Consider the following 26,052-nt stretch of genomic DNA (forward strand, 5'->3'; position numbering starts at 1 on the left):
TTTCATCAAGGGCTTGTTTCGCCCGTTCAACTGTGCCGATCATATTGATAAAACTGTGGCATATCGTCGTAATGCAAGAGTTCTACCGGCACCCCAGACTCCTCTAAACGTTCTCTGTACATGAATCCTTCTTCCCTGAGAGGATCGAATTCCTTTAAGTTAACTTTTCATAAACCTATCTACCTCTCTAATAAACAACTCCTTCTCTTCTAAAAACGGATAGTGATTACTCTCTTGGAACACGACTAACTCTGCTTGTGGTAGGAGATCGTACATTTCCATTGAGAATTCAAGAGGACATTGGACGTCGTGTTTTCCGCAAGCAATAAAAGTTTTTACTGAACTAAGATGCAGCTTTTTCGTTACGTCGAAAATTTGCAGCTCTCGATTGAAGAAATTCAACCGTGGTACGGCCATTCTTTTATGGATGTTTTTATTAAACAACTGGTGATGAGTTTCAGGATCATGTAAGGACAATTGGGTCCGCTCAATGGACTTTTCTTTTCTCATTTCTTCTGACAGGTCTGGACACTTTAGCGTTTCTATGAGTTCCTGCATATATTCAAAATCAGGATGAGCAGGATTGTAAATACAGGTAGACGATAGCGTAGCATAATCTCTAGCAGCTGCCCCAACAAGGATGTTTGCATTTAGTTTATTAGAGAAGTGAATGCCATACATCACTCCGATGACGCCGCCAATCGAATGGCCGGCAAAACTCCATGAAGGCAATTTTAACGCCTCTCTGATCGCCTCTAAATCAAAAACAGTTTCTAACAGGCTAAGTTCATAAGGTTCAGAAGCTTTTACTGAGTTGCCAGCTTCCCTTAAGTTTACAAGGTAAACTTTATGCTGGTCTGTAAAGATGTCAGCGAAATAGTCTCCTGTATCATTATACTCTGAATAGTGATGAGTAACGCATAAAGGTTGCCCCTTCCCTTTAGTGAACACTTCAAAAATTCCACGTGTGGTGTGAACCATTTGTTTTGACCACTTTTCCATTAATGATCACTCCATAACTAGATTTTATCAGCCACGCAAAACAGCTCTGCAAAATCATTCACGACTGTGGCCTCAGGATCGACCTGTACATCGAGCCTCATCCTCTCGAGACCTTCCTTATATTCATCCTCGCTGATTAGAGTTAACGCGGATATATCTCGATTCTCAGCAAAATGTAAGTATTCTGCTATTTTGACTTCTTTCAACTGATAATCAATCTGCAAATCTACTTTAAATCCCCGTTTATTAAGCTGATCATAGATCAATCCTTTGTCCCAAAATCTTTTTTGATCCTCTACCTGAGCTGAAGGAAAATAATAATACAGCCACCATAGTGGCATATGATCCACAGCAATATTGTGCATGAAATACATTCCACCTGGCTTTAATATTCTGTAAATTTCATCGAGCACTTGTTGTTTGTGAAGATAATGATGGAAAGCATAATGATTGGCAATATAATCAAAGGATTCAGAACGATAAGGCATAGACTCTGCAGCGCCGTGGACGAAAGATACGTTCCCTAGCCTATCTTTTGCTTTCTCTAGCATTTGTTCTGAGGCATCTAATCCGTGCCAGTTCATATCCGTATCTTTAAACTCTTTTATTTGATGAGCAAGGTAAAGCCCTGTTCCGCAGGATAAATCCAGAATTTCATAACTAGATCGATCATGTGTTTCTATGTACGTTTTTAATCTGTTATCTCGACAAATTTCATCACGTCTATAATCATTCAGATCATATCGGTCTGCTATTCCAGAGAAATTCGTTTGCTTCATACAACGCCCTCCTATATTAAAAGCAACCTTCTTCCTATACCTGAATCAATTCCAGAACTTTTTCACTACGTATGAAAGAAGGTCTGAAATGCTTCAAACTGTGCTTACTCCTATTCCAACCACACTCGTACACCTCTGACAGGCAGCACGTCATGTATATGGTTTAATAATCGGAACTACTTGTTTAGAAACCGGCTGTACATTTTATTGATAGGCAGATTTGTCGTAATAGGATATGAAATTATTTGAGATAAAGAAAAACTGCCTTATCCAGGCAGTTTCATTAACTTAAAACTTTTTCCTTATTCACGACATCCACATCAAACCCTAAATCTTCGATCATTTTGTGGTCTTCTGTGCTTTCTTGACCATCTGTAGTCAAGTAATCTCCCACAAAAATCGAGTTTGCTGGATAAAGACTAAGCGGCTGAAGACTGCGTAAATTCACTTCACGTCCGCCGGATACACGGATTTCTTTTGTCGGGTTGATAAAACGAAATAAGCATAGAACTTTTAAACAGTAGGACGGAGTCAATTCATCGGTCCCTTCAAGTGCTGTCCCATCAATGGCATGAAGGAAATTTACCGGAATAGAATCTGCATCCATCAGCTGTAAAGCGCGTGCCATATCAACGATATCCTGTTTTGACTCTTTCATTCCGACTATGACCCCGGAGCATGGAGAAATACCTGCTTGTTTAGCATAATTAACCGTTTCTACACGGTCGTCGTAGGTGTGACTCGTGGTGATTTGATCGTGGTGATTTTCTGAGGTGTTAATATTGTGGTTGTAACGATCGACGCCTGCCTCCTTTAACTGCTCAGCTTGTTCTGGCTTTAAAAGCCCGAGACATGCGCAAATCCTCATATTATATTTCTCTTTGATTTCCTTAACTGCCGATGTGACGATATCTAATTCACGCTTGGAAGGTCCTCGGCCGCTTGCAACGATACAATATGTACCCGCCTTCATATTATGGGCTTTTCCTGCCCCTCGAATGATCGTTTCCTTGTCCATCATCCTATATTTTTGGATGGGGGCTTTTGAATCTCTGGACTGCGCACAGTACCCGCAGTTCTCAGGACAAAAGCCTGTTTTTGTATTGACGATCATATTCAGCTTCACTTTGTTGCCGTAAAACTTCTTTCTCACATGATAGGCGCTATGCAGCAAACTGAGCAGCTCATCCTCCGGGCAGTTTAACACGTCTAAAGCTTCGTCATTCGTAATTTCATAGCCGTTAATCGCTTTGATCGCTAAAACTCTCCACATAAACAAGTCCCCTTTCTAAATGTGTGCCCGTTAACCTATTTTGTCGAATGGTTAACGACCATTGATAGCGTACCATAATCTGTCAGAAAAAACACCTTTTTCTGACATTGCTCTAATTTGACAGCTTATAGCCTCCATGCTAGTATTCTTTTAATCCATGAAACGAATACGATCTCTTATTCAGAGCGGCGGAGGGACTTGCCCAATGAAGCCCGGCAGACGAATCAGCGTTTAGCAGATTTAGGTGCTAATTCGACCGAAGAAGAGCTTTGAAAAATTAGAGAGGCTAGGTATATTACTTTCCTTATTGAGAGTTCTTTCGTACGTATGGATCAACAACTGCATACCGTAGATCTTCAGGTGCTGGATAGACTTATTCAGCTTAAAAGGGAAGTCCGGTGAAACTCCGGCACGGTCCCGCCACTGTAAAATGGGAGCAAATCTGCTTGCGAGTCACTGTCTATTGGATAAATAGACGGGAAGACGCAGGTTTGTGATGAACATGAGTCAGGAGACCTGCCTGTCGATTGTACACTTAAACCTACGAGGAATAGGGAGGTGTTAGGACATTAACCGGATCCGTCTGTCATTAACAGGGGGTTATCGTAATACGCCACAACAATCTCTCTAGTGCATAGAGGGATTTTTTTATTGTCTACATTACAGGGAGGAATAAAAATGACACAGGTACTAAGTTCATCCATAGGCTATCCAAGAATCGGAGAAAAGCGGGAATGGAAAAAAGCATTGGAGCGTTTTTGGAAGGGCTCAATCTCAGAAGACGATCTGTTGAGAGACATGAAAAAAATCCGCCTGACTCATCTAAGAAAACAGAAAAACCTCGGTATCGACTTGATACCCGTTGGTGACTTTAGTTTTTACGACCATGTTTTGGATACAGCCTTTATGTTCGGACTGATTCCATCACGTTTTAAGGAGAGGGATTACTCCATAAATACTTATTTTGAAATTGCTCGCGGCAATGACGAAGCCGTGGCTTCAGAAATGACGAAATGGTTCAATACGAATTACCATTATATCGTCCCTGAGATCCAATCAGATCATACTCCAGAGCTTACGCATAATTACCCGCTTCAATACTATAAAGAAGCCAAAGAAGAACTTGGACTGACGACAAAACCCGTCCTCTTAGGTCCGATCACTTTTATTAAGTTGGCAAAAGGATTTGAGGAAACTGATTCAGATTCCCTATTAGAGAAGCTTGTGCCTCTCTATATACAGGTGCTAGAGGAACTGGTAAGCGCTGGTGCGGACTGGATCCAGGTGGATGAACCCATTTTAAGTACATCTATCTCAGAGAAGGACCTACAACGGGTAAAAGATGTGTACCATTTATTCCACAGCCAATTGCCTGGGGCTAAGATTCTGCTTCAGACTTATTTTGAGGCCGTTGATCACTACGAAGAAATCATTTCCCTTCCTGTGGCTGGGATAGGTCTTGACATTGTGCACGACGAAGGAGCGAATGTAGCCGCATTAAAAAAGTATGGTTTTCCTACAGACAAAACTCTTGCAGTCGGGCTGATCAATGGCAGAAATATTTGGAGAACGGATTTGGAAAATAAGTTATCCCAGATAGAAGAAATTCTATCTGAAACTCAAAGACTAATCGTCCAGCCTTCTTGTAGTTTATTACACGTACCTGTCACTGTAGAAACGGAACAGGATCTAGATCCTATTTTGAAAAATGGTTTGGCATTTGCCGATCAAAAACTAGCAGAACTGACCATTTTAACAAGAGGGATCAACCATGGAAGAGATTCTATTCAAGAAGAACTTACGATTCAAATGGAGAAACGCAACCAACTATGGACTTTAAAGCAAAATGCATCAAAGCCACGATCTGATGGTACCGACCTTTTGACAAAGCGTAATAGTGATTTCGAAAGGCGCCAAAATCTCCAGCAAGCGTTTTTCGATCTGCCTCTCCTTCCGACAACAACCATCGGAAGTTTGCCGCAAACAAAAGGAATACGGCAGGCACGATTGAGGTGGCGCCAAGGGGAATGGTCGAATGCCTATTATGATACTTTTATAAAAAATAACATCTCTGAATGGATAAACCGGCAGGAGGAATTAGGATTAGACGTACTTGTGCACGGGGAGTTTGAGCGTAACGACATGGTCGAATTCTTTGGAGAAAAGCTAGAGGGCTTTGCGTTTACCCGCTTTGGATGGGTGCAGTCCTATGGTTCCCGGTGCGTAAAACCACCTATTATCACTAGTGATGTATCTTGGAAAGAATCGATGACCGTAAAAGAGATCTGCTACGCACAGTCCTTGACCAATAAACCAGTAAAGGGAATGTTGACTGGTCCTATAACGATTTTAAACTGGTCGTTTGTACGTGAGGATATTACGCGTTTTGATGTAACCAAGCAAATTGCTTTAGCTTTGGAGAAAGAAATTAAGGCTCTTGAAGAGCAGGAAATCCGTATGATCCAAGTGGACGAGCCAGCATTAAGAGAAGGACTGCCTCTTAAACCGGAGAAGCAAAACCTCTATCTCGAACAGGCTGTTTATGCTTTTAAGCTAGCTACATCGTCTGTAAAAGATGAAACACAAATCCATACCCATATGTGTTATTCCGAGTTCGGTGAAATTATGGAGACCATCGATCAACTTGATGCTGACGTGATATCCATCGAAGCTACCCGTAGCCATGGAGAGATTATTGCTGACTTTGAGATCCATTCTTATAAAAAGGGCATTGGACTTGGAGTTTATGACATTCATAGCCCACGCGTACCACAAGTAGAAGAAATGGAGACAAATATTCAGCGTGCATTACAGGTTCTCGATCCTCGGCAGTTTTGGGTGAACCCGGACTGCGGTCTAAAAACGCGAGGAATTGAAGAAACAGAAGCTGCATTAACGAATATGGTTGATGCAAGTAAGAAGATTCGCGAACAAATTAAGGAAGTCGTTCGTAAGTAGGGAAAATTTGATAGAAGACGAATAGAGATCACGACTGCGCATCTTGCAATGAATGAAGAAAGAACCCTAATTGAAGGGTTCTTTCTTCATGGTGCTATTTAGCATTTTCATCGGGTTGATGAATCCCAAAAATATTTCCTTCCGTATCGATGAAATACCCCTGCCAAGCCATTCCCGGAAGCGCATACTTCGGCATGGCAACCTTACCTCCGTTGTTGGTAATCTTAGCTTCAACAGCATCGAAATCTTCTACCCCCATCGTGCATGCATAGCCATTCACGGGCTGGTTTAATTCTGGTGGCGGACTTTGACGCTGCATTAACGCTCCGTTAATCCCCAACTCTTTTTCATCGCCGGTCACAGCACCAAAATAAGGCATTCCTGCATATTCACTCCAATCTTCAAATGTCCAACCAAATACATCACCATAAAAATTCTTCGCCCGTTCCATGTCATCTACATGAATTTCAAAATGAACTAGTCTGCCCATAGTACCCTCCTAAGAATATAGATTTGTAAACCAATTTGTATGTAAGTTTTAAGTATGTGTATGTTCATTATTCTATCTCTATCTTTGATAATCCTTCTTCTTTTTCTTCGACGTGGAAAGTAATTATTATCCTCAAAGTAGATGGAAGCCTAAAAACAACTTTTGTCTAGTCTATGCTTCAAACAAAGAATCAATATAGGCGATCGCATAGAAGAACCACAAGCAAAGGAAAATAAATTCAAGTACAAAAAAGGTAATAAAACGAACAAGTGTCTTTTGTTTCACTTGTAAATAATAACCGACAGCCCAAAACACATAGATCATAATTAACCCAATATTTTCACCAGTATGACTTCCAGGATAAGGTGCAAAGTTCATACCTAAATACGCTAAGAAACCAAGGAACAACAAGAATATAAGAAAGAGAAGATTCAACACATGTACGGCTGTTTTCATATCATCACATCTCCAATCTGATTGAAAAGCCTATTCATACATTGGGTTATTTACGATAGTTTCAGCTCAGATTGAATGGACTTCTCTTTTAGGAAATATAGCTTTCAATTCGATTAAGGCATGAATCACTTTATCAGCCTGTAATAGTTCCTCTTCTTTTGCAAAATCAAATTGACATCCTATTGAAGCTAAACCATTTTCTTTGGCAGCATGGATATCAGAGAGCCTGTCACCCACGACTGCTCCCTGACTGTGTTCATTTTTCTCTAATATCGTGCGTACTAAATCCGATTTGTTTAGTGTATCGACCTGTTCAATACTAAAGGTCTCCGCAACCCATTCATCCAAATGATAATACCTGACAATAGCTTTTAAGTATTCCATTAACCCATTACTTGCTATGTAAATCGAATAATTATTCTCTTTTAAGTAACTTAAAACTTCCCTCACATTCGGATATAACTCACCTTTTCCACTTCTAATATTCTCAATTAATCTTTGAAGAAAATAAGAGTCGGCTTGTTTTCTTACTTCGATAGAATGATGAGGTAACAAAGCTTCCCATACTCTCGGTAAGGGAACACCCATGATTTCGCGGTATTTTTCAATTGGCGTCTCTTTTTCCCACTGATTAAGAGAGGATAAATAATTAAATGTATCCTCCAGAGAAATCTCTAGAATTTTATCTGTTTGAAATAACGTCCCGTCCATATCAAAAATAATTGCCTGTGACATTGACTTTTCTCCTTTGTAACAAAATTAACTGCGTTAGTTTAACATTCTTTCTAAACATCTTTTAATTTCCATTACTAGCTGGCTCATTAACTTTTATACGTATCACCTTCTTCTACGTTTCAATAAGTTATGTACTATACGAAGTTCCTTTTTCAAAACTTTTCTCTGCTCTATACTCAAAAGGTATAAACGTAAAAACATTTACATCTAAAACTAATGCTTTCATGTGTATAAACAAAAATCCTGCTACCAAGTAGCAGGATTTTCATCATTTATATTTGTACCCAAGTGTACTGGTCTCCCCAGCTTTCCTTGGCTAACGATTCTACCTCTTTAACAATTTCATCATCCACTGCAAATCCGTCCCCTTGTTCATATTGATTGTAATGAAACGCATATAGACGTGCAACAAATTGATGAAATGGTAATGATGATTCTCCAGGAATTTCACCAAAACCTGTCACGCTCGGCTGAATCCCCTGCCCCCAATCCTGAGCACTGTCGTTGTTAGGATTGTAAAAGTAAATTCTCATTTCTCCTGTTGGATCCTTAGCGATACGCTGGATCGATACCGCATGCAATCCTAGAAACTTTCCAAACGAATTGGTAATGAAAATACCTACCGGGTTTGGATAAATGAGTTCATACCCTTCGTTATATTCTGGGTGATGTGTTGCATAGAAGAGACGTACAAACCCTGGATAGTCAGCAACTGAGCCTGTCATTGGATCAATGACACTGCAAAATCCTTTAGGAATCCAATTGCCGTAAAAAGCTGGGTTTACCCATTTGTGCACATCATCACCACGGAATTTCGAACGACGGACGAGCTCGGAATAGATCCGATCTAGATGCGGAACAAGCACTAAGGACACTGGATCCAGTTCTTCATGCAGGTCATCTACCAATCCTTCGCGTAAATCCTTCGAGTGAATGGTCATGCCTTCAAACATGACATCAATATCGCCGTCTCTAGCCGCTCTAGCAATTAAATCAAGCAAGTGACCCGGGGCATGAAGGGACCAGAGGCTGATTCCCCTTGCTGTTTGGCAAGTAGGATTCATTCCCTGTCCGATTCCTAATGGCTGACCAAGCACATTAAGTATTCCTGCTACAAGTATACTGTTTGCTGTAATTCCTTCATTCCCATTAATCGCATTAAGTAAGACCCTGCGGATATCCGGCTGAAGATCCAGCTCAATTATTCTCCTGATCCCAGGAATGACAGGCGAGGATGAAAGGACACCTCGATCCAGCATTTTGGAAAGACCATACAACGACTGTCGCAGCGGAATGTGAACCCCAACCTTAATCAGATTCTGGACAAAATCCAGATGCTCCTCGACGTTTGCTTTTCCTTTTTTAGATACCTTAAGTGCATCTGGCAGCAACTGAGGGTATTGCTTGTTCAAGTAGCGGACTAGAACAACATGGTTGGGGGCCACAAGACCTGTTTCATGCATAGTTTTCGCAAAGGATTGAGCTTCCTTTTTCAACTCTTCTTCTTTAAGCTCTTTCACCTTTTTACGATATTCCCTCACATTACTGTTCTGACTTTTCTTCGTTTTCCCATTTAACGCGTTTAAATAGGATTGAATCGCTTTACGATCTCCTTCATCAATATCCTTATCCAACAATTGCTCCGCATGCTTGACCATCTTCACAATTCGATTCACCATAATCGGTCGTTGGGCAATAAGGTCACGAATTTCTTTCACAAGCTCACCGGAAATGGAAGCTAGCGATAACTTTTCCGATAAAAATTGGAACAGACGCTCCATCCGATCTTTATCTTTTCCTTTTCCTTCTATACGTGCAGCTTCTGTTTCTTCTGGAAAAAGAATATCTATGTTCAATGCCATCACTTCATGTAAGAAAGTTTGTGCTTGTTCCTTTGTAACACCTTCGCGCTGATATTCTCCTTCCGCGATGGCCACCATTCTCAGTTCACTCAGCATCTCTAAGATCGAGGTCATCCCTCCTGCTTGCAAGGAACCCTTCACCAAATTAGGCTGCAGTTTTGCAGGGTTTTCCCACGGGCTATCCTGAAAAATCCCCGCCTGATCATACCGTTCAGACATTTTATATAAGACTGAGAAGCCTTCTTCTTCATCCATTAAGTTAGCCGCTGCCTGCAGGACACTGCTATGGTACATCGATTTCGCGAAGGAAAAAGCGGATTCCAGCGCCTCTAATTCTTGTTTGAATAATTCTGCTTTCGTTGTTTCCACCTTTAATGTCATAGCCTGCTGTTCCTCCTACACATAAAAATCATGATCTACATAATCCGTTAATAATCTTGATATTTCATTACTATCTTCGCCATGGAAAAACACGGTACCCCAATGGTTTCCGTACCCTTCTCCCGTGTCTCCAAATTTAGAGACAGTCGGCTTATATAGCGTGTGTTTATCAAAATTCGGATGGCCTTCCAAGTCAGATGGAATATGCACCCTGCTGACACTTTTCTTTTTCGGGTAAACCATAAAACTGCCTGCATGGCCATCTGCATTCAAATCCTTTGGAATGTGCCTTTCTAATTCTTCTGCCGTCGAATGAGGGTCACAACAAAGGAGGTGGGCTCCAAAAGGATTAAATCCATATACTTTTTGGATCAGTTCAAAGATATGTCCACCTGGAATGCGGTAGGCAATTTCCCCGAAGTACACTTCTTCCTTTTCCGTGATGAAAAACTCAGGATGGACCATACCATATTGGATGTCAAAAGCTTCGATCAATTTTTCGACTTCCTTAAGGATAATCGTACGATATTGTTCGATCGCAGCGGATGGAGGAACCATACTGGAATAACCCAGCAAAACGTATTCCGTGATATTCAAAAATTGGACTTTCCCTTTATGGATGAACACTTCGCAAGAAACCTCAATGCCAGAAAGATGACTTTCTACGAGTCCCGGGAAGTTGTCATCTGTCAGTTTTTGATCAATATCCTCTTCAGAGAAAATCATCCGGTGACCGGCAGCTCCCGCTTTATTCAGCGCCTTAAAATGAATCGGATCGGCATGATCCTTGTGATTTTTCAACAACGATTGGTTCACTCGTTTAAAAAATCGGCGAACTTCTTCTTTACTCTCGACTTCTTCAAACACACCGACTTTCAAACCACCTAAATGGGCACGGCGTTTCATCATAGCCTTATCTCTAAAAAGAATCGAGTGTTCAAAGACGCTGGGATCATTTCTAAACCGAGCGTTCAGTGCGCCTGACCACTCCACCGTTTCCTCAAAAATAGGAATGGCAAGGCCAACATCCAATCTTCTTAGTTGATCGAACAAATCCCTCGACTTTTCATAAACTTCCTGATAATGCTTCGGCTTTCCAAAATCCCATGAGAGAAATGGAACCTGGTGCTGATCGGCATAAGGTTTGAAATCTTCATGACTTACAATGATATATTCTTTCCCCATTTGCTGTATCGCTTCAATGGATGGAATGCTCCAACCGATTAAGGCGATTTTCTTTCCTATTTCGGGACGCTCATGGGTGATTTTTAACGGCCCGACTTCTCTTCCATTCATGCGTTTACGATCCTGTTGGTTCGTCGATTTGAAAGTATTTGTTTCTGTATTCGTTCTTGGCATTTCCTTTTCACCTATCCTTGAAATGATTCAGCAACATTTAATTAGAATCTCCTCAAGTTTTAAAAATATCCTTTGAAGAAACAATTTTGAAAAGGAAATATTTATACATTTTCACACAAAAAAAAAAGGACAGCTAAATGTCGCTGTCCTGAGTTCATTTTATAATTGTTTATACCAAATATTCATATCCTCTAAGCCAGTTCCAATCATACTGTTTTGCACCATACACCCACCATACGTAAACCCTTGCTGCGCTGTAATGATATTCATCCCCATCGAAATGGCTCGCGTATAAGAGTACATGGTCTTAATCCCGAGAGCTTTCATTTTTTCCTGCAAGAAAGGATATTGATGGGAAAGCAGCCCTTGTCCTCTATACGCGGGTAAGGTAGCGCAATCCGTAAACTCCGCCGCTCCATAATCGGAGAATATATCAGCAGAGCAAGCGCTTACAATCTTTCCGTCGTGATAAATAAGAGAGAAATGAACATTGTCGTTTAGCATTTTTACAATATAGTCCGGTTCATGAATGGGTGTCGGATATTTTGAAAAAATCGACTTATAAAACTTGGCCATCTCCTCGGCTTGGTCTTCTTTTCCCCACGTCATCGTGTATCCCTCTTGAAGACCTTCCTTCATTGCATGAGATGTAAGATCTAATTCTCTTACTCGGGAGATTACGTTCTTAGAATCGGGCTGATTTCGATCAGGGTCCAAATATTTAGCATAAATTTTTGTGTCTTCTCCTCGAAAGAAGCCTTTGATTTCACCTTCCAATTTAGCTGAAAGTTCTCGCAGAATCTCTTCCTCATCCGTTTGTGCTTTTACATAAAAAATAAGTTTATCACAATTCATTTCAGCCGCTGCCGTATGAAGCTCTTTCATACGTTCTTCATTCATATTTTCGGGCAGCTCATACACCTTAATACGTCGGCTGATCGGCTCCACATCAAAATAGTCTTTCTCCATAAGCGCACTTGCAGAAAGAAAACGGTTTGATCCCATTGATCACTCTCTCCTTTGTAGGTTCTTCTGCTCACTATAAAAGGACGCTTCTCTTTTCTATTCCCAAAATTAAGAAGAATTAAATTACCTTTTACACTACGATTTTACATGAGTATGTTTTCATGTAAAAGCTAGTAAAGAAAAAAGTGTTCAAGTATAATTAGATATTTTAACAAATATTACCTTCATAAAATTCTAAGGGGATAGGAAGATAAGATGAATAGTATTTTGACCATTACTTATTAGAAAGATGGCGATCTCTATGATCTTCAACTTTACTGTCGGATTCATTCTCCCCTGGATAACTGCAATTATTTTATTCCGAAGAGCACGCATCTTAATTTATTCGGTGGTTCCTTTTACAGCCTTATTATCTCTTATATCTAATCAGGTCGGTATGCAGAGTAATTTATGGGCTTTAAATCCTGAACCAACCATCGTCCTGCTCGAGTCACTATTTATCGATATTGGCTATAATCCAATCATTTGCGCATGGTTCGCTTACTGCATCTATTTTAAGAAAATCAGAAGGTTGTGGGTCTATGGCTTATTTATCCTCTTAATTAATGGCTTGGAACTACTGGCTCTTTTTACAGATAAAGTAGAATACAGCGATGATTGGAACATCTATTACTCTTTTATCGTCTACGTTCTAGGTTTATTCATTACAGATTTTTACTACTCCAGAGTAAATGAGCTAGTCAAAGTCTGAACCCTCGCTTTATAGAGAGATCAGGCTTTTTTCTATTATGACTACATGTTTTTAGCATTCCTTCATTCACATGACTGAAGTTCTTCGCTGCTTCTTCTACAAAATTTTCTTGAATTTCAGCAGCTCCCTCTCCTGCATCATCGGAAGCTGAGCGAATGACTAACATACGGGATCACAAGAAAAAGAGGGTGATTTCTCTTATGGAAAAAGCACCCTCTAGCAGGCCTAGCTTTAGTCAATATTAATTACCTTTCACGTGTTTTTCCATACGAATGTCAGCCCATAATTTACCCTTACAAAACGTAAAGTCCTTGATACGGCCTATTTCCTGATAACCCATCTTTTTATATAACTGAAAGGCGGATTCATTAAATTCAAAGACCCCAAGTTCTATTCTTCTTAACCCTTCTTGTTCAATCTCTTTCTCTAAATGCTTAATTGATAAACGGCCAATTCCTTTACCACGGGCTTCAGCTTCCCCGATGGTTATACCAATCCAGGCGGTTTGTGGTACCTTTTTGAAGAGATGAGGCGGATCAATCATATAGTTCATCTCACCAACCAATTGTCCATCGAGATAGATAAGGTAAATGTGATGATCTTTAACACGCTCCGTCAAGTCCTCAAAAGATACGGTTTTTGTAAGTTCTATGTCAGCTTGACTTTGGTTTGGCCGAGTTAAAGAGATTAAAGCAGGATCGTTTTCCCAGCGATCGAAGGCTTCTCTAATCGCTTCAGTCGGTTTCGTTAGTTTATGGAATTGAATGTTCATAGGAAAGCTCCTTTTCCAACAATATCTTTAACTCACGCGTTTTCTTGATTTGACCTTGACCATCATACCGCTCATTTCGTTGACAACAATAGCTAAGAGAATGAGTAAAATTCCAAACCACTGCAGCCATGTGACAGACTCAGAAAGAATGAGCATGGCTGAGATGATCGCTACAGGGAGTTCAACCGAGCTCAATACATTCGCAAGGCGTCCAGATATGAGCGGGGCTCCTCCGGCAAAGAACAGCGGTGGGATAATGGCACCGACTAAGGCAACTCCTGCACCGATGATCCATAACCGACCATCAAGAAGAGGATAGGTCGGAATATCTTTGAAGAACACAACTAGGACGAGTATCGTTGATCCAGTTACCATTAAGGCACTGCGAAGAATCGGATGTGATTTCGTCGCTACTTGACCACTAAAGTAAATAAATCCTGCATAGGAAAACCCGGATAACAATCCGAGAAGCAGTCCTAAAGGTGGTAAGTCAAAGGCTTTCCCATTAATCACATTTGAAGCAAAAACAACACCGGTTAATGTAATGGCTAAAGAAATTAGATTTACTCTAGTCGGTTTACTTTTGCTAAATACCCATTCATAAATCATTCCGATCCAAACAAATTGGAATAGAAGAATAATAGCTAAAGAAGCGGATAAATATTGCATCGCCCCATAATAAAAAATACTCGTCAAACCCACCGTCGTTCCCGTAGCCATGACCTTCCACAAATCTGCTTTCGTCATTCCTCTTGTCGTTAACCCTTTAGATAAGCTTAATACCCACAACAAGATGAATCCCCAAAGCATTTGTGCAATATTGATTTCTCCCAGACTGTATCCGTAAGCGAACCCTGTTTTAACGAAAATAGGTGTAAAACCGAAACAAGCCGCGCCTATGAATACTAAAGTAATGCCTTTGATTTTCATATCATGGCCTCCCTTCAACACGACTCTATGTAAACAACAGCTTAATAGCCATCGCGATTACAGCCACAATCAATATGCGCTGTACCCATTTTTCTCCGTGCTTAACGGCAAACCTACTTCCGAGTAAGGCTCCTATACTCATCCCTGCCGCAAGTGTAAACCCATATCCCCAATGAATCTGGTCATTAATAATAAAAACAGCTAAGGCTGAAGCCGTATAGATCGCAACAATGAAGACCTTGATACTATTGATTTTAACAAGAGAAAGACCAGATACAAGCGTAAGCGCAGCAATGATAATAAAGCCGACACCTGCCTGGATAAACCCCCCATAGATTCCGACGAAAAAGAAGATCACGATAAGACCGATTCTTCTTGGCCATGTGTTTTGAGAAACTTCAGTGGAAAGCCTCTTGTGCGGTTTCCAAACGATAATCGCTAAAACCACAAGCATCACAATAGATAGAATCTTGTTAAAAATTTCATCAGGCAACGATATCGCAAATCGTGCACCTACAATCGAACCGAGTAACGCAGGAATCGCCAGCATCGTACTGAATTTCCAGTCAAAATAACCACTGTTCCTAAAAGATGCAATGGCCACAAGGTTTTGAGCAAATAAAGCAATGCGATTCGTTCCATTGGCTACAGCAGAAGGCAGCCCGAAAATGATGAGCATGGGCATCGTTAAGAGCGATCCACCTCCAGCCATAACGTTAATAAACCCGGATCCGATTCCTACGGCTAAAATGGCTAAGAAAGATAATATTGTCATAGGCTTCATTCCTTTTGTGCAGTTAATAGTAAATCGATTTCTTTTCATTTTCCAGCTCTTGATCCTTATCTTAAAATTAGATGGTAGAATCACCGAAAATAGATTTTCGTTATGATCATATGTAGGCTTACTAAGATCACGATAAAAATAATGCCTTCCATGATTTTCTCACTTTTATACAGAGAAGAATAGGACATAAAATAAAGTACCCAGGATAAGAAAGAGATCAAGCCAATTAAATAAGAAAAACGTTCATCATTCATAAGGCCACCCTTTCTAAAAAAGTATTTTCCACGGATAGATAGCCGGATTGTTTCTTACGAATATTGGACAGATCCTATAATTGAATAGACAAACGAACGTTAAAATACCCATTTCAATGCTGAACAACTACACTCTCATTTTTTTAAGTAGATCTTATCCCTACCAATTATTTCAAAATTCGATTGGAACTACAATAAAAATACGCCTATCCTTTAAACTGGACAAGCGTTCAAATACCGTCAATCCCTATGAAGTCCTGCTTTCTCTATGACACGGATCTGGTCACCACTGCTCTGCGTGAATCTAAACTACGCCATAGATCTCGGCCGGGAGGATCTATACCAATGAAGACAGAAAATGAAAATAATGACCATATCTATCAGATCCCCGCCATAATACATCAATTTACCAGCAGCCTCTGCAGCCGATCTTGATACTCCATCAGGGGGAAACGCATAAATGTATTTAGACAAAATTCCGTGTGCTGCCAGGGCAGCTATAAACACCAACGTTCGGTAGGCAAAACTATATCGATGCGGCGTCGGATCGATGTATATCAATGAAATGGTAAAGAGATATCCCGCTAAGAACACGTGCACATGGACAAGTAAATGAAGCAAAAAATAGTGATGCATAAGTGCATACAAATTTGTAGTATATAGAACCCACAACCCACCAATGTTTAATATCGAAGCTGTGATGGGATGACTGAGTATACGCACCGGTTCACTTCTTAGCACCCGGGTGATTAAACGTGCTTGTTTGGCTGGGAGAGCCCTTAGCGCAAGCGTCATAGGTGCCCCTAATACAAATAAGAGCGGGCCAAGCATGCCTAATAGCAAGTGGGTCACCATATGATAGTAGAAATCGTGCTGAGCTAGACTTGCCAAAGGGCCAACGACAGAGCATAGACAACAAACGACACCTAGTGACCAGAGGACTATACGATATAACGGCCAGTCTCTCGAACGCCTTTTACTCAACCACGTTAAAACCAGGTAAACAATAAGCGCAGCAACAAATGGAGCAGCCATTACATACGACATCAATTCGAGGGTTAACCCTTTCATTTACTCATAGACCCCTAATGCATTTTTTGTATTTGTCCTTATAAGCAAAAACACTCCGATCGCAATCATGATCAGAGCCAGTGCGTTCCATATAATGTCGTAGGGCAAGATGTAAACATCGTATCTGATCTGGTGAAGACGCATGAGTTTGTGCTGAATGGTGCCATCATAAAACTGAAAAAGTCCAGCCCCTAAGAGTACTCCTCCCCACCATCTCTTGAACCAAAAAGCTTTCCGCCGGCGAAGATCAGCAACTAAGAATAAACCGCCGATGGTAGAAAACCAGCTAAAAGCGTGAAAAAAACCATCGGAAACAAGTCCGACCGTAGTCGTAGACTTATCATAAAAATGGTGCCAATGTAACAGTTGGTGAAATACTGTCTCATCAACAAAAGCAGCCATCCCGATCCCAAACAAAAACCCTGACCAAAGATTTTTTGACAAATGTTTCGAACGGTTCTTAGAAGTGTTCATCCATGTTGCACTCCCTTTAATCAGATGTCGCTTATCGTAATGAATAAGCTTTTCCCTATTAAATATCCAAAAAAAGGGAATGCGAAACAACTATTTTTCAAACTTCCTATGTAAAAAAGAGACCTCATAAGAGGCCTCTTCTCCTGTGCTATTATTTCCTTTAAGCTAAAACAGGCAGTTCCTCTACCAATCGAATACCACTAGAAAATCCTGGTTTAAAACGCCGGATGTTTACAGCAACATGTTCCCAAATCATCGCCTGCAGTTCATCTACAGGCATGTAGCCGAAACCAATATCGAATAGAGAAGCTGCTGGAAGCATTGGGAGCTTCTGTTCAACGTAGTGGTGGATAGAAGGAGAAGTTAGAGGTTCATCATAACCATTTACAACTGCTTCAATAAATTCATCAGAAGGCTGTACTTTTTTCATAAAGAGTTCTTTGTTTAAAACATCTTCGATAATCCAAAAGTAGAGATCTTTTTCCGAATGATAGACTAGCGTGTACTCCATCGTGATCCCCGAATCTAACCGTTGTTTCCAATGGAATACCAAATGAAGCGGCCGGAACGCTTCTTTCGTTACCGTTACCCAGTGGGCCCGGTCATATTTACGTAAGGAATGACAGGCATCCTCTACTATTTGTTGTTTCATTTGTTTGTCATATGGGTGCACTTGAGACATCCAATAATCCTCCTTCAGCATCAATAATGATTTACGGAATATTCTAACACATAGAGACACTTCTGAACCGTTTTCTGGAAAGAAAAAAAGTGATAAAAGGTTTAATACTTGACAAATAGACAGAATAATTAGAATGGAATTCGGGTTGAACCCACTAGTGGTAGTAATCAGCAGGATATTAGCCGATAAAACGATTAGTATCGAATATCGTTTAAAATAAAAATAAAAGTAAAAAGACACTTCCATTTAGAAGTGCCTTTTTGAGAACTCTGATTTAATTTATACGATCCTTTTGATCAATCTTCCAATTGCGCGTGGAATGAACATAAGGATATCAACTATTGTATGGATTAAAGAACGAATCAATCTCATTTTATATCCCTCCTTATCTTTTAACTAACCATTCCACTATGCGAGGAGGCCTAAACTGAGTCCTTTTCAGCCTGTTAAAACTACTCACAACAGCCTAAGTGGTTTCCATCTGGGTCGTAAAATGTAAAGCACCTTGTATTTCCTTCATGAACAGATCTCCTTGACTAGAACAATACCTTATATTTTCTTTTCTAATTTGGTGGTTTTTCCCCTTTATTATAGAGATCTGGAAAAATATAAGTTTAATCCATTGCACCATAGCGATCACTATAAGTAGAGTCATATTTGAAGTGGTAAATAGTCTCTAACCACTCTATCCCCCTTCTCCCTGTACGCAAAACCGCACAAAAAAAGAACGTGCCCGTTTGGACACGTCTTTCTGCATTATTCGAGGTTCAATTGCCAAGAAACTCCGTACCGGTCAACTACCCACCCGAATTTCTGACTGAAACCGTAATGATCGAGAGGCATTAATGCTTCTCCATTTTCACCTAACTTCTCGAAGAGCCGTTCGAGTTCTGCCATCGTTTCACATGTAATAAATAACGAGAAGGAAGGGGTAAAATCGAAATCATGAGGCGTTGGGCTATCTATACACATAATTTCCTGATCTTTTAAGGAGAATACTGCTTGCATTACCGTTCCTTCTTTCCCTGGTCCTTCCGCTCCATAGCGAGTCACCGATCTGATTTCTGAACCATCAATAACAGAAGTGTAGAACTTCATTGCCTCTTCAGCGTTTCCATCTTGAAACATTAAAAAGGGGGTGACTTTTTTCACGTTAAAAACTCCTTTCACTGGTGCTTTTCGAGGTGTTCGTCGAGTCGATCCAATTGCGAATTGAAACCTTCAATCATTCCCATTCCTAAAACTTCTTTCAACTGTGCTTCAGATGCAAATTCAGATATAACCACTAGCTTTGAGTTCCCTTCCTTTTCCTTGAACTCAATTGTGATTTCCATTTTTGGCATGCCTTCGACTGCGTTTCCTTTCTCATCGGCAAAAACATCCGTATAAACAATTTTTTCCGGCTCCACGATTTCATTAAACGTCGCTTTTCCCCAGGACTCTTGGCCGTAAAAATCTCCCTGGGCCTTATCCATACACCTCATACAGTAAAGCCACGTACCACCTGGCTTAAACTCGAATGTACGATTTTCCGTTTCCCATCCTTGTGGTCCCCACCAATCCGATAATTGCTTTGAATCTGAATAAGCTTGAAACAGAAGACTCTGCGGAGCATGAAAGGTCCTCTCCATGACTAACACTCGCCCATCAACGTTTGTCCTCAGACCGCTGGCTGCTTCGTATTCAGACATTTTCCTTTCTCCTTTCAGAAAGCAAGTAAGTGTTTTACAATTATCTTTTCGTTGTTTTCCTATCATTTTCCTTTATTCTTCAAAAAGAAAAAAAAATTGAGAGAAACCTCTATGGCTTCTCTTTATTGTAGTTGGTCTGGAAAGTTTTCTTTCGCTCGTTTGTCATTGATCTCGGTAAAAATATTCTGTTTTGGCTGAGCCTCTTCTGTAGCCAACTGAAGCTTCAATTGCGCCAACTGTTGAGCATTGCTTTCTAATGCCTGAATCAATTGGTTTAAATCCTTCTTTGTCACAGGTTGAGAATCTTGCTTCAAAGTAAAACCTACTTGCCCATTCGGCTCTAACGTGGCCCAATCAACATCAGTTATATTCGTAACATTTCTCTGGCGTAAATTCATCTCAAGCTGGTCCACTGTCATCCGCAATCTGGAGAGCGTTTTCACTTGGATTTTTCCATTTTGAATGACAACTTTTGACTTACCCGTAATCAACCTCTCTAGTCCATCAGATTTCACTTGAACATATTCCATGGCAAGCAAAGTCAAAATTAATATTCCTCCCACCATAAAGGTCACCCATACGTTCTTACCAGCGACCGGCTGTATGAGCAAAGAACCAATTGCAATCATAATAACGGTCTCAGCCAAAGTCATTTGTGAAATTGTTTTTCTACCTGCAATGCGTAATAGAAAAGTACCTACGACAACAATGAGTGCCGCTTTCCAAATAAAGTCCCATTCCATAGCGAATTCTCCTCCACTTGTGATATCCATTTTATCTTTAACAAAATAGGGGATGCTATTCGACATAAGAAAACCTGTTCCTATAGACCTTTTGAAACAGCACTAAGTCTATTGAATCAATTATTATTCTAATATAAAGAAATGCGCTGAATTTGGTTTGTCTTTTTCTTAAAGTGGATATATAGCTTATGTACACACAAAAATTCCAATTTTTAGAAATGGAGATAAAACAAATGGCTGAACGTTACAAGACAGGAGAAAAAGCACCTAAGAATGGCACGTATACGTTTGATGGCTTAGTGGATGGCGGCAACGAGAGTGACATCAGTGAAGATGAGAAACAAGTGAAATTGGAAAGCGGAGAAACCTTCCCACCGCTTCGTTCTAAAAAAGAGGCGGCTTATTGGAAAGCTTCCAGTAACTAAGATGCATAGGAAGCCCTATCCTCTTCATGGATAGGGCTTTTTATCGTTATTCAAAACTTTTCACTTGAGCCTTCCTTATCAATGGAAACTTATCCCCTGCTTAAATACCAATACACCTACAACCATGATCAGTAAGCCCACCGTTTTTTGCATAGGTTTCTTTACATATCTATTTCATAACTTGCAGGAGCTTTATCCTACACTCTTATACAAGATTTGATCAATAAATCGAATGGTTCTAGAAATAATAAGAACGAGGGGAGTGATCATATGGCTCAAGGTAATAAAAAACTGTCCAAGAAAAACGCCCAGCAACATGCGCGAAAAGAAGAGAAACAACCTCGAAAGCGCCAACCATAAGAAAATAAGTTAATATGAAGCACAAAAAAAGGAACTCCTAAGATAGAGAGTTCCTCAGGCTGTCGAGAGCGATTCGACAGCCTCCCCAAATCTTACTAAATTAAAATTCTTAAAAATATTGCCCTCGCAATAATTAGACCCTTAGTGAGCCACGAAATCCCCTGGCAGCGTAGTAAGATTCAGCGCCGTTATGATAAACAAAGACGTGACCGTAGCGAAAATCACAAAAAATTGCGCCACCGAGTTCTCTAATATCAGTAGGTGTTTGCACCCAACTCGACGTTTTCTTATCAAAATCTCCAAGTTCTTGAAGCTCTCGATATTGCACTTCCGTCAAAATTTCTATCCCCATCGAGCTGGCCATATGCATAGCACTGTTGTCAGGCTTATGTTTCTTTCTCGACTCTAGCGCTTCACGGTCGTAGCATACACTTCTGCGTCCTTTAGGACTTTCCGTTGAACAATCATAAAAAATGAATACGTCATTCTCTTCGTCATAGTCAATAACATCCGGTTCACCACCGGTTTTCTCCATTTCATTGAGGGACCACAGTTTTTCTTTATTAGTCTCTAACTTAGCTTTGACGTTCTCCCATTCCATACCTTTATGGCGGTTCACGTTTTTCTCAAAACGGTCTTTTAACACTGTAAGTAATTCTTCTTTTTGTTCTAGTGGCAAGTCATTGCTGTTTTTACGTTTCATTGTCATGTCCTTCCCCCTTATTAGATTTCCTTATTCAAAGTAACACACTTGCAATTTATTACCATCCAAGTCGTAAAAATCAAAAAAATGACTTACATCATCGTTATGTAGTGGATCTATTTGTACACCCTGACTTTTTAAACTTGAATAAGTGTCCTCAATATTTTTTGAAAAGAATATTGGATAACTCTGATTCGTACTCATAGAGGTTAATCCCTCTTCAATCGTTAGTGGCACACCATTTCCAACGCTTAAAACTCGATATCCGTTACCCTCGAATGCAACTCCGAATCCTAAGACTTCCTGATACCAATTACTGGATTTCTCTACGTCCTTTACTTTTATACAAACGGTGTCCAATCGATCAATCATGTGGTACCTCCTAATCAATCATGGTCTATACTAGTATTTCTTTCTATTCAAGATAAACCCTTTATTTTTGGGCTTATTCTACCTTGTCTTAGAGAACTTGAAAATTTATTTATTTCGACAGCGGCTTACGACACCTATTCTCCAGTTACTAAAAGTATAATATTTCCATGCTAACTAAGGAATGGTGGAGGATAGAGAATGCTACTAAGAAAAACCGCATTTGCATTAGGGATTTTGGGAATGAGTTTTAGTTTGTTGGTGATGCCGACAGAAGCTGCACAGAACGAAGCAATTATTATTAACAAAAGTAACAACCAACTAGCTTTTTATGAAAACGGTACTTTACAAAAAGTGTTTCCTGTAGCAACTGGAAGAACGAGGAGTTTAACTCCGGAAGGGAAATTTTCTTTAGTAAATAAGGTTAAAAACAGGCCATGGTATAAAGAAAACATTCCAGGTGGAGATCCTCGCAATCCACTAGGCGCGCGGTGGCTGGGGATAAAAGTTCCTGGAGATTGGGGACATACATCGGGAAATCTTTATGGAGTGCATGGAACAAATGATCCGGCCTCAATTGGAACCTACGCTTCCAGCGGTTGTATCCGTATGTATAACAAAGATGTAATCTGGCTGTATGATCGTGCGGATAAGAATATTCCTGTCTACATTACAAGCTCTTCTTCATCCTTCACTACGTTAGCGCAAAATTATGGGGTGGGTAAAGCCAAAAAAGTAGTCGCAGAATATGAAACCTTTAACGAGACCTTAAGATATGGCAGTAAAGGGGAATCAGTAAAAATTCTCCAGAGAAAACTTGACATTAGCGTTGATGGGTCTTTTGGAAAACAAACCTTATCTGCTGTAAAGAAATTTCAAAAATCAAAAGGGTTAATCGCTGATGGGGTTGTAGGACCAAAAACTAGGAAAGCCTTATTCAGTCATTAGCATCAATGGTCAACAAAAACATCCGCATCACCCTATATGCAGGTTAAATTTATTGTTCTTTCTAAATACAGTTTAAGAAAATCAGTTTATCTAGATTTGATTCCCAATTGCAATCCCAACGATCATTCCAATTATGAGAAAGTTGTTCATGTACTTAACTCCTTTTCATTCTGTCCTATTTTGATTACGAATAAATTTGGTTAAGCGTTTCACTCAACGACTAACTATAAGATGCCTTATCTATGTAGTGCCTCACCATGTCTTTTGCAAATGTAGCTATGAAAAAGGGAATCAACATATCTAACATCAGCTGAATAAGGAAATTCAAAAAAGCACCCTAAAGCCTAGATTGATCAGAGTCATTATTCTAAAACAGAAGAAAAACCGTTCCATGTAAAAGTCACATGGAACGGTATGTTTCTCCTATATTTTCCTGATAATACTCTTTGACAAGCTCATCCATGACCTTGTTGGTACGAAACGCTGTTTTACCAGTGCTTGGACAAGTCCCCACCCCACGTAATTCATTAACAACCGTTTGAATATGAGCGTGTTGGATATGTTTAGGATGCTCGATATAAAAAGACTCTTCCTGGGAGTCGGTTAATAGAATAATTGGCTTGTCATCAAACGTAGAAAACTGGATTTCTCCTTTTGTACCGACAATACGGTTATCGTCTTCATTTTTATAAGAAGAGAAATTCCAAACCCCAGTCCCAACAGCCCCACTTTCAAACTTCCATACCCCACTTACGGTATCTTCCGCTGGATAGGAATTGGCCAGATTAAGACCAAACCCCTTTACATCATTCAAAGGTCCAAGCAGATAATCAAAAAGATCTAAAGTGTGAGAGCCTACATCGTAAAATAATCCTGCTCCACTTTTTTCAGGTATAACTCTCCAAGGCCATTCACCATTCTCATCTGTTTGAACGATTTGTTGAGTCTGCTGAATAGAAACAAATCGTACTTCTCCAATCGTACCTTCTTCAATTAACTCTTTCACTTTCAGGAACCTTGGCAGAGATCTTCTATAGTAGGCAACAAATAACGGCACTTTATACCTTTCACATGTATGTATCATTTCTGCACATTCTTCCGAATTATTGGCCATTGGTTTTTCCACATACACCGGCTTTCCTGCTTGGGCTGCCATAATCGTATATTCTTTATGTGAAGAAGGTGGAGTGGCTATATAAACAGCATCTACTTCGTCATCATGCACCAAATCCTCTGCTCTATCATACCATTTTGGCACTCCATGACGTTCCGCATAATCTTTTGCCTTTTCTCCATTCCTCCTCATCACAGCTTGCAGAGCACTGTTTTCGATCAGTTGAAAAGCGGGTCCACTTTTAACTTCCGTGACGTCCCCGCATCCTATAATGCCCCATCTTATCCTTTTCATTTAGATGCCTCCCTGAATAGCTCTTTTTATTTAAAAACAACAGCAAGCTTTCTGGGACATTACCCTTCCGTAGATAAAGTTACACTAGGGAAACTGCAAATAGATCTCTACCTTAAAACCTTATACTTCTTCAATATTTTTATATAGAGGAACGCTACAATAAACCCAGCTAAATAGGTGACAAATGTCCAGAAAATGTTCCAACCATTAGAATAAAGGATTTTACCTGACCAAACAGCCAAAAGTTCCATAAAGGTGGTGATGAACGAAAATAGAAAAATAAGCAGAGGAGTTTTGACTATTTCCTTTACTTTTATGTAACCAAACAAACAGGACAACAAGGGGAAATAACCGATTTTATAAGGAAACGCCGACAAGGAAGGATTATGTTCAAAAGTCGGAGAAACATCCCAAAAAAATCCAAAACCCCAATCGCTGCCCACGAATGCAATGGCTACCCCTATTGGGTACATCAATGTTATTAATGGGGGATTTTTTTTGAATAAGTATCCGATTATTATCCCGGGAAGAAGTAGACCGCACAATACATTGATCCACATAGATGAGAGCTCCTTTTACTTTTATTATTTAGTATTCCTTAATAGGAGCTATCTATTATAAAAGCTATATCTCTAATCCGAGTCTTTTACAGTTCATAAAGTCGAAGGCAACTCTTAAAGCTAACTTAAATTGAATTTAAATTATGGTATAGATGTCACTGCTAAAATGTTGAACAGTTTTCCCTTTAGTGAATATTAAAAGTTAACTTTTATAACCCCAGTTTCTTTTTGAAAATCATTTCTTGTGAATTCTCTACCGATAAGCAGCTGACTATACGACGTTATCGTTCCATCGTGAGAAACTATATAGATCCTTTTATTTTCAAATTGTTTGCACCATTTCAGGAAATCCTTCGCTAATACTTTAAACTTTTTATCGGGTAATTTATTTATACCTTCATACCACCACTCATTAGATCGTTCCTCTTCGATGTGTAAACCAGAGAAGTCCTCTTTTATTATTTCCTTTGAGAGAATTTCATCGCAAGGAAGCGTCTGCCACTCTGATTTTTGAGTAAACATTCTTGGAGAAACTAAAGGGCTTACTATTTTGCTACACTTGATATCTTCACTCCAAATTCGTGCTGTCTGTAATGTTCTTCTCGTTGGACTAATTATTATCACATCTGCTTTTGATAAAGGAAATTGTTTTTTTAGTGATTTAGCTTGAATGGTCCCTTCCTCAGTTAAGTCGGGATCTGACGTATGTAAACTTTCAGGTAAATTCAAGGTATGCTCTCCTTGTCCGTGTCTTATAAATACTAGCTCCACCGAAACACTCCTTTTTTAAAAATTTCTCCAACCAAACTGCAACCATAGTGAAAAAGCGAACTTCCTTATTGAACAAGCGCCACGAATTCTTTAAC

Annotated in this window: 25 protein-coding genes, 2 pseudogenes and 2 riboswitches; of the genes and pseudogenes, 4 read left to right on the forward strand and 23 right to left on the reverse strand. The window is 39.9% G+C overall.

Annotated features, from left to right (window positions below):
• Positions 1-26: 26 nt before the first annotated feature.
• The 4 genes and pseudogenes from HM131_RS20950 to bioB form a co-directional block, all read right to left on the reverse strand.
• Positions 27-146: pseudogene (locus tag HM131_RS20950) on the reverse strand (hypothetical protein); the annotation flags it as partial.
• Between the two features lie 13 nt (positions 147-159).
• Positions 160-1,002, reverse strand: coding sequence for an alpha/beta fold hydrolase (locus tag HM131_RS14000; RefSeq protein ID WP_085030351.1), 843 nt, complete (start codon positions 1,000-1,002; stop codon positions 160-162).
• 17 nt (positions 1,003-1,019) lie between these two features.
• Positions 1,020-1,781: a class I SAM-dependent methyltransferase gene (locus HM131_RS14005; RefSeq protein WP_085030352.1), complete on the reverse strand. Its 762-nt coding sequence runs from the start codon at positions 1,779-1,781 to the stop codon at positions 1,020-1,022.
• Between the two features lie 283 nt (positions 1,782-2,064).
• Entirely contained in the window at positions 2,065-3,054 is a 990-nt protein-coding gene (gene bioB, locus HM131_RS14010; RefSeq protein ID WP_085030353.1) for a biotin synthase BioB, read from the reverse strand.
• A gap of 173 nt (positions 3,055-3,227) precedes the next feature.
• Positions 3,228-3,337: riboswitch (SAM riboswitch) on the forward strand.
• A 58-nt stretch (positions 3,338-3,395) separates the two neighbouring features.
• Positions 3,396-3,592, forward strand: a riboswitch (cobalamin riboswitch).
• Between the two features lie 140 nt (positions 3,593-3,732).
• Between bioB and metE the strand changes: the two genes are divergently transcribed.
• Positions 3,733-6,012, forward strand: a complete 2,280-nt coding sequence (gene metE, locus HM131_RS14015; protein ID WP_085030354.1) for a 5-methyltetrahydropteroyltriglutamate--homocysteine S-methyltransferase — start codon at positions 3,733-3,735, stop codon at positions 6,010-6,012.
• A 94-nt stretch (positions 6,013-6,106) separates the two neighbouring features.
• On the opposite strand, the gene HM131_RS14020 is transcribed toward metE, so the two are convergent.
• From HM131_RS14020 to ablB, 6 genes and pseudogenes are all read right to left on the reverse strand, one after another.
• Positions 6,107-6,502 (reverse strand): VOC family protein, encoded by a 396-nt coding sequence (locus HM131_RS14020; protein ID WP_085030355.1) that lies wholly within the window; start codon positions 6,500-6,502, stop codon positions 6,107-6,109.
• Positions 6,503-6,673: 171 nt separating this feature from the next.
• Positions 6,674-6,958 (reverse strand): hypothetical protein, encoded by a 285-nt coding sequence (locus HM131_RS14025; RefSeq protein ID WP_085030356.1) that lies wholly within the window; start codon positions 6,956-6,958, stop codon positions 6,674-6,676.
• 66 nt (positions 6,959-7,024) lie between these two features.
• A pseudogene (locus tag HM131_RS14030) lies at positions 7,025-7,708 on the reverse strand (HAD hydrolase-like protein); the annotation flags it as partial.
• A gap of 257 nt (positions 7,709-7,965) precedes the next feature.
• Positions 7,966-9,936 carry a hypothetical protein gene (locus HM131_RS14035; protein WP_085030358.1) on the reverse strand — a complete coding sequence of 657 codons (1,971 nt, stop codon included), beginning with the start codon at positions 9,934-9,936 and terminating at the stop codon, positions 7,966-7,968.
• A 15-nt stretch (positions 9,937-9,951) separates the two neighbouring features.
• Positions 9,952-11,295, reverse strand: coding sequence for an ATP-grasp domain-containing protein (locus HM131_RS14040; RefSeq protein ID WP_085030359.1), 1,344 nt, complete (start codon positions 11,293-11,295; stop codon positions 9,952-9,954).
• A gap of 159 nt (positions 11,296-11,454) precedes the next feature.
• Positions 11,455-12,300 carry a putative beta-lysine N-acetyltransferase gene (ablB, locus tag HM131_RS14045; RefSeq protein ID WP_085030360.1) on the reverse strand — a complete coding sequence of 282 codons (846 nt, stop codon included), beginning with the start codon at positions 12,298-12,300 and terminating at the stop codon, positions 11,455-11,457.
• Positions 12,301-12,562: 262 nt separating this feature from the next.
• Between ablB and HM131_RS14050 the strand changes: the two genes are divergently transcribed.
• On the forward strand, positions 12,563-13,012 hold the full coding sequence (locus HM131_RS14050) for a hypothetical protein (protein ID WP_085030361.1): 450 nt from the start codon (positions 12,563-12,565) through the stop codon (positions 13,010-13,012).
• A gap of 241 nt (positions 13,013-13,253) precedes the next feature.
• Here the strand turns inward: HM131_RS14050 and HM131_RS14055 are convergent, their stop codons facing one another.
• The 9 genes from HM131_RS14055 to HM131_RS14100 form a co-directional block, all read right to left on the reverse strand.
• The gene (locus tag HM131_RS14055) at positions 13,254-13,784 is read right to left on the reverse strand and encodes a GNAT family N-acetyltransferase (protein WP_085030362.1); all 531 of its coding nucleotides are present in this window, start codon (positions 13,782-13,784) and stop codon (positions 13,254-13,256) included.
• A 27-nt stretch (positions 13,785-13,811) separates the two neighbouring features.
• Entirely contained in the window at positions 13,812-14,714 is a 903-nt protein-coding gene (locus tag HM131_RS14060; protein WP_085030363.1) for an EamA family transporter, read from the reverse strand.
• 25 nt (positions 14,715-14,739) lie between these two features.
• Entirely contained in the window at positions 14,740-15,489 is a 750-nt protein-coding gene (locus HM131_RS14065; RefSeq protein WP_085030364.1) for a sulfite exporter TauE/SafE family protein, read from the reverse strand.
• 572 nt (positions 15,490-16,061) lie between these two features.
• Positions 16,062-16,823, reverse strand: coding sequence for a cytochrome c oxidase assembly protein (locus tag HM131_RS14070; protein WP_085030365.1), 762 nt, complete (start codon positions 16,821-16,823; stop codon positions 16,062-16,064).
• A complete protein-coding gene (locus HM131_RS14075) occupies positions 16,824-17,297 on the reverse strand; it encodes a DUF2243 domain-containing protein (RefSeq protein WP_085030366.1) in 474 nt (157 codons plus the stop codon).
• A gap of 160 nt (positions 17,298-17,457) precedes the next feature.
• Positions 17,458-17,979 carry a hypothetical protein gene (locus HM131_RS14080; RefSeq protein ID WP_085030367.1) on the reverse strand — a complete coding sequence of 174 codons (522 nt, stop codon included), beginning with the start codon at positions 17,977-17,979 and terminating at the stop codon, positions 17,458-17,460.
• A gap of 756 nt (positions 17,980-18,735) precedes the next feature.
• Entirely contained in the window at positions 18,736-19,131 is a 396-nt protein-coding gene (locus HM131_RS14090) for a VOC family protein (protein ID WP_085030369.1), read from the reverse strand.
• Positions 19,132-19,145: 14 nt separating this feature from the next.
• On the reverse strand, positions 19,146-19,670 hold the full coding sequence (locus HM131_RS14095) for an SRPBCC family protein (RefSeq protein ID WP_085030370.1): 525 nt from the start codon (positions 19,668-19,670) through the stop codon (positions 19,146-19,148).
• A 122-nt stretch (positions 19,671-19,792) separates the two neighbouring features.
• Positions 19,793-20,413, reverse strand: a complete 621-nt coding sequence (locus tag HM131_RS14100; RefSeq protein ID WP_085030371.1) for a DUF421 domain-containing protein — start codon at positions 20,411-20,413, stop codon at positions 19,793-19,795.
• A 233-nt stretch (positions 20,414-20,646) separates the two neighbouring features.
• Between HM131_RS14100 and HM131_RS14105 the strand changes: the two genes are divergently transcribed.
• The gene (locus HM131_RS14105) at positions 20,647-20,838 is read left to right on the forward strand and encodes a YjzC family protein (protein ID WP_085030372.1); all 192 of its coding nucleotides are present in this window, start codon (positions 20,647-20,649) and stop codon (positions 20,836-20,838) included.
• Between the two features lie 493 nt (positions 20,839-21,331).
• On the opposite strand, the gene HM131_RS14110 is transcribed toward HM131_RS14105, so the two are convergent.
• Complete coding sequence (locus tag HM131_RS14110; protein ID WP_232324948.1) at positions 21,332-21,901, reverse strand: DUF4256 domain-containing protein; 570 nt, start codon at positions 21,899-21,901, stop codon at positions 21,332-21,334.
• Between the two features lie 30 nt (positions 21,902-21,931).
• On the reverse strand, positions 21,932-22,273 hold the full coding sequence (locus HM131_RS14115) for a VOC family protein (RefSeq protein WP_085030374.1): 342 nt from the start codon (positions 22,271-22,273) through the stop codon (positions 21,932-21,934).
• A 198-nt stretch (positions 22,274-22,471) separates the two neighbouring features.
• On the opposite strand from HM131_RS14115, the gene HM131_RS14120 reads away from it, so the two are divergent.
• Positions 22,472-23,218, forward strand: a complete 747-nt coding sequence (locus HM131_RS14120) for a L,D-transpeptidase family protein (RefSeq protein WP_085030375.1) — start codon at positions 22,472-22,474, stop codon at positions 23,216-23,218.
• Between the two features lie 400 nt (positions 23,219-23,618).
• Here HM131_RS14120 and HM131_RS14125 read toward each other — a convergent pair whose 3' ends face one another.
• Together HM131_RS14125 and HM131_RS14135 are read right to left on the reverse strand one after the other, a co-directional pair.
• Positions 23,619-24,626, reverse strand: a complete 1,008-nt coding sequence (locus tag HM131_RS14125) for a Gfo/Idh/MocA family protein (RefSeq protein WP_085030376.1) — start codon at positions 24,624-24,626, stop codon at positions 23,619-23,621.
• Positions 24,627-25,381: 755 nt separating this feature from the next.
• Positions 25,382-25,957, reverse strand: coding sequence for a histidine phosphatase family protein (locus HM131_RS14135; protein ID WP_085030378.1), 576 nt, complete (start codon positions 25,955-25,957; stop codon positions 25,382-25,384).
• Positions 25,958-26,052: the final 95 nt, after the last annotated feature.

The sequence above is a fragment of the Halobacillus mangrovi genome, assembly GCF_002097535.1.
In the GTDB taxonomy this organism is placed as follows: domain Bacteria; phylum Bacillota; class Bacilli; order Bacillales; family Halobacillaceae; genus Halobacillus; species Halobacillus mangrovi_A.

What these genes read in the sequence shown, in the direction of transcription:
- HM131_RS14115 (WP_085030374.1), bottom strand. Translation starts at nt 22,273, where the DNA reads ATGATTGATCGATTGGACACCGTTTGTATAAAAGTAAAGGACGTAGAG.
- HM131_RS14040 (WP_085030359.1), bottom strand. Translation starts at nt 11,295, where the DNA reads ATGCCAAGAACGAATACAGAAACAAATACTTTCAAATCGACGAACCAA.
- HM131_RS14020 (WP_085030355.1), bottom strand. Translation starts at nt 6,502, where the DNA reads ATGGGCAGACTAGTTCATTTTGAAATTCATGTAGATGACATGGAACGG.
- HM131_RS14105 (WP_085030372.1), top strand. Translation starts at nt 20,647, where the DNA reads ATGGCTGAACGTTACAAGACAGGAGAAAAAGCACCTAAGAATGGCACG.
- HM131_RS14120 (WP_085030375.1), top strand. Translation starts at nt 22,472, where the DNA reads ATGCTACTAAGAAAAACCGCATTTGCATTAGGGATTTTGGGAATGAGT.
- HM131_RS14000 (WP_085030351.1), bottom strand. Translation starts at nt 1,002, where the DNA reads ATGGAAAAGTGGTCAAAACAAATGGTTCACACCACACGTGGAATTTTT.
- HM131_RS14050 (WP_085030361.1), top strand. Translation starts at nt 12,563, where the DNA reads ATGATCTTCAACTTTACTGTCGGATTCATTCTCCCCTGGATAACTGCA.
- HM131_RS14060 (WP_085030363.1), bottom strand. Translation starts at nt 14,714, where the DNA reads ATGAAAATCAAAGGCATTACTTTAGTATTCATAGGCGCGGCTTGTTTC.
- HM131_RS14075 (WP_085030366.1), bottom strand. Translation starts at nt 17,297, where the DNA reads ATGAACACTTCTAAGAACCGTTCGAAACATTTGTCAAAAAATCTTTGG.
- HM131_RS14025 (WP_085030356.1), bottom strand. Translation starts at nt 6,958, where the DNA reads ATGAAAACAGCCGTACATGTGTTGAATCTTCTCTTTCTTATATTCTTG.
- bioB (WP_085030353.1), bottom strand. Translation starts at nt 3,054, where the DNA reads ATGTGGAGAGTTTTAGCGATCAAAGCGATTAACGGCTATGAAATTACG.
- HM131_RS14125 (WP_085030376.1), bottom strand. Translation starts at nt 24,626, where the DNA reads ATGAAAAGGATAAGATGGGGCATTATAGGATGCGGGGACGTCACGGAA.
- HM131_RS14070 (WP_085030365.1), bottom strand. Translation starts at nt 16,823, where the DNA reads ATGAAAGGGTTAACCCTCGAATTGATGTCGTATGTAATGGCTGCTCCA.
- HM131_RS14110 (WP_232324948.1), bottom strand. Translation starts at nt 21,901, where the DNA reads ATGAAACGTAAAAACAGCAATGACTTGCCACTAGAACAAAAAGAAGAA.
- ablB (WP_085030360.1), bottom strand. Translation starts at nt 12,300, where the DNA reads ATGGGATCAAACCGTTTTCTTTCTGCAAGTGCGCTTATGGAGAAAGAC.
- HM131_RS14065 (WP_085030364.1), bottom strand. Translation starts at nt 15,489, where the DNA reads ATGACAATATTATCTTTCTTAGCCATTTTAGCCGTAGGAATCGGATCC.
- HM131_RS14095 (WP_085030370.1), bottom strand. Translation starts at nt 19,670, where the DNA reads ATGTCTGAATACGAAGCAGCCAGCGGTCTGAGGACAAACGTTGATGGG.
- HM131_RS14055 (WP_085030362.1), bottom strand. Translation starts at nt 13,784, where the DNA reads ATGAACATTCAATTCCATAAACTAACGAAACCGACTGAAGCGATTAGA.
- HM131_RS14100 (WP_085030371.1), bottom strand. Translation starts at nt 20,413, where the DNA reads ATGGAATGGGACTTTATTTGGAAAGCGGCACTCATTGTTGTCGTAGGT.
- HM131_RS14035 (WP_085030358.1), bottom strand. Translation starts at nt 9,936, where the DNA reads ATGACATTAAAGGTGGAAACAACGAAAGCAGAATTATTCAAACAAGAA.
- HM131_RS14005 (WP_085030352.1), bottom strand. Translation starts at nt 1,781, where the DNA reads ATGAAGCAAACGAATTTCTCTGGAATAGCAGACCGATATGATCTGAAT.
- HM131_RS14080 (WP_085030367.1), bottom strand. Translation starts at nt 17,979, where the DNA reads ATGTCTCAAGTGCACCCATATGACAAACAAATGAAACAACAAATAGTA.
- metE (WP_085030354.1), top strand. Translation starts at nt 3,733, where the DNA reads ATGACACAGGTACTAAGTTCATCCATAGGCTATCCAAGAATCGGAGAA.